The organism is Phormidesmis sp. 146-12, from assembly GCF_052939495.1.
In genome coordinates this window covers 52,477-54,781 of record NZ_JBJPHS010000044.1, presented here as the reverse complement: position 1 = coordinate 54,781, position 2,305 = coordinate 52,477, and the positions used below count along the sequence as shown (strand labels likewise).

General features: G+C 47.4%; 3 protein-coding genes. 1 reads left to right on the top strand and 2 read right to left on the bottom strand.

Annotated elements, in window-relative coordinates; all coding sequences use genetic code 11:
• Positions 1–139: 139 nt before the first annotated feature.
• Complete coding sequence (locus ACKFKF_RS18775) at positions 140–1,015, bottom strand: 6-carboxytetrahydropterin synthase (RefSeq protein WP_446869097.1); 876 nt, start codon at positions 1,013–1,015, stop codon at positions 140–142.
• Positions 1,016–1,427: 412 nt separating this feature from the next.
• Here ACKFKF_RS18775 and ACKFKF_RS18770 point away from each other — a divergent pair, with 412 nt between their 5' ends.
• Complete coding sequence (locus tag ACKFKF_RS18770; RefSeq protein WP_446869096.1) at positions 1,428–1,877, top strand: hypothetical protein; 450 nt, start codon at positions 1,428–1,430, stop codon at positions 1,875–1,877.
• A 111-nt stretch (positions 1,878–1,988) separates the two neighbouring features.
• On the opposite strand, the gene mreD is transcribed toward ACKFKF_RS18770, so the two are convergent.
• On the bottom strand, positions 1,989–2,305 hold a 317-nt coding region (mreD, locus tag ACKFKF_RS18765), incomplete at its 5' end, for a rod shape-determining protein MreD (protein WP_446869095.1).

Genomic DNA, 2,305 nt, shown 5'->3' with positions numbered 1-2,305 from the left:
ATCCTGTGCTTGTATTGTCGTCAGGGCAATTCAAGTTTTCGGATAGGCACTTAATTCTTTAAACACAAAAAAGGGTAGACGAGATTGCCCACCCTTGAGAAGTTTTGAGTGTGAAATGAGGTTAGACGATCTCTTCGAGTTACCCGCAAGGGGTCGCCATGTCAGGTTCGCGCATTTTCATCGCTACAGCATCCGAAACGCCTGATCCGTAGACTTCACAGGAGTTGTTAGGACTCTCGATTAATTTGATTTTGTAAAGCTGTGCGCCGATGTTGCGAATCGGTTGTTCTAGCAGATCGCGAATATGTACGGCGATGTTTTCGGCAGTGGGAACAACTTTTTCAAAATATGCAATGTCTTTATTCAAAAAAGTGTGGTCAAAGGGTTCCGTCACGTAGTCTTCGATCGCTTTCTCAAACGCAACTAAATCTGCTAACATTCCCGTTTCTGGATCGATTTCACCTTTGATTGTGACTTCTAGATGATAGTTGTGGCCGTGACCATTGGGACGAGCGCACTTGCCATAGATTTCGCAGTTCTTTTCAAAGCTCAGATCGGGTCGGGCGAGACGGTGAGCGGCGCTGAAATGGGTGCTGACAGTGAGAAAAGCTTCCATAGAGTTTCCTTGGTAATCGGCCCAGAGTTCGGGGTGTTCGTAGAGGCGGATATTGACGATCGGCAAATGCGATTCTAGTTTGTGCCAGATGACTCGTGCAATATTCTCGGTGGTAGGCAAGGTCTGCTGAAACTCGACCCAGGCATCATTGAGAAACGAGAAATCAAGCTGGCTGGTGACCTCTTTTTTGATGACGTGTTTGACATCTGTCAGGTTAAGCACCATGCCATATTCATCCAGATCGCCCAGCATCGACACATACAGCACATAGTTGTGGCCATGACCCATCGGACGGGCGCAGGCACCAAAGCGATCGAAGTTCTCCGCCTCGCTCAGATTGGGCAGCCAATATCGATGACTAGCCGAAAATTGGGCACGGCGATCGATGATACATTTCATAAATTGAGTCAGGAAGATTGGAGCTTGTAAAGTTACGTAAACTTACACTGTCACTAGGATATCGAATTGCGGCAGAGAGTGATGACGAGTTTTGCTCAAATGTTCGACTTCTTGCAGAATAACTACTGGGAGTGTCCTAGTTCATCAAGCTGGTGAAATACCATCAACTTTATGTCTCAATTCGCCAAAGCGTAAGGTTCCGTTGGTGTCTAAAATCCACAGAATGTATATCGTCCACTGTCCTGCTATTTGGTTGAGGAGTTTTTCAAGGGGAGCGGATTCTGGTTCTGCCATAGATACTGGTAGTCTCTGATGTATTGTGCAGTTACTAAACGGTAACTACTTTACTTTGGAAACTCCTGCGTTTAGTGTCTACATAGATTTCTAGTGAATTCTACAGGTAGGGGCAAATATGAGAGACCAAGGCTGGTTTGTTGCTTTACTAATAGGGCTGATGTGCTTGATTCGGTTTAGTCTCAGCGCTGTTGGCTATGCTGACCCACAATGGCTGATGGAGCAACTTAACATCCCCATCGATCTAAACATCCAAATGCCTTACATCATTCGTGTTTGGGCAGTTAGAGACATTGTGCTTGCTGCGATCGTTGCTTTTGCAGATAGAAGTACTGTGAAAACACTTTTGTGGGCGTGCCTTGCCATTGATATGACCGATATCGTATCTGCACACTTGAGCAACGCAGCAGGGTTGTTTAATGCATCCGAAACTTGGTCGCTCAAACTGACTGCAATTGCTGCACTTGTTCCAGAACTCGCGGCGTTAGTTTTACTCACTATTCGCAAAACAGATAAGCCAGTTGACACCGAGAAGACGCAAGTAAAGAGTTCAGAAACCGCTGCCTAGCAAAGCCCGACAATCCCGCCGCATACTGCTCAGACAGACTTATCTCATCCCTCATTCCCTCTCGCGAAGTGGATTACCCCGAAAGGGGGAACAGATCATCGAAGTTCTCCCTCACCCTGTCGGCTCTACCATTCCCATATGCTCCCACCAGCGATTGAGGGGAAAGTATACCACAGGGGCCCACAGACTGCTGAGAATTGCTGAACTGAGTGCGACAAACTGGTGATACGTCCAGATCTCAGCGATCGACCGACCACCCAGCAAACTAAACTGAATCGCCGTCACCGTTTCGGCTAAGACTGCCATTCCAAATACAATCAGGGCAACCGAAATAAAATCTTCCTGCACGTAGCGCTGTTTTTGTAGCTTGGCCGTCAGCGCCCCGACGATCGCCAAACTCAACGCATGAGTCGGACTCGGAGCCGTCA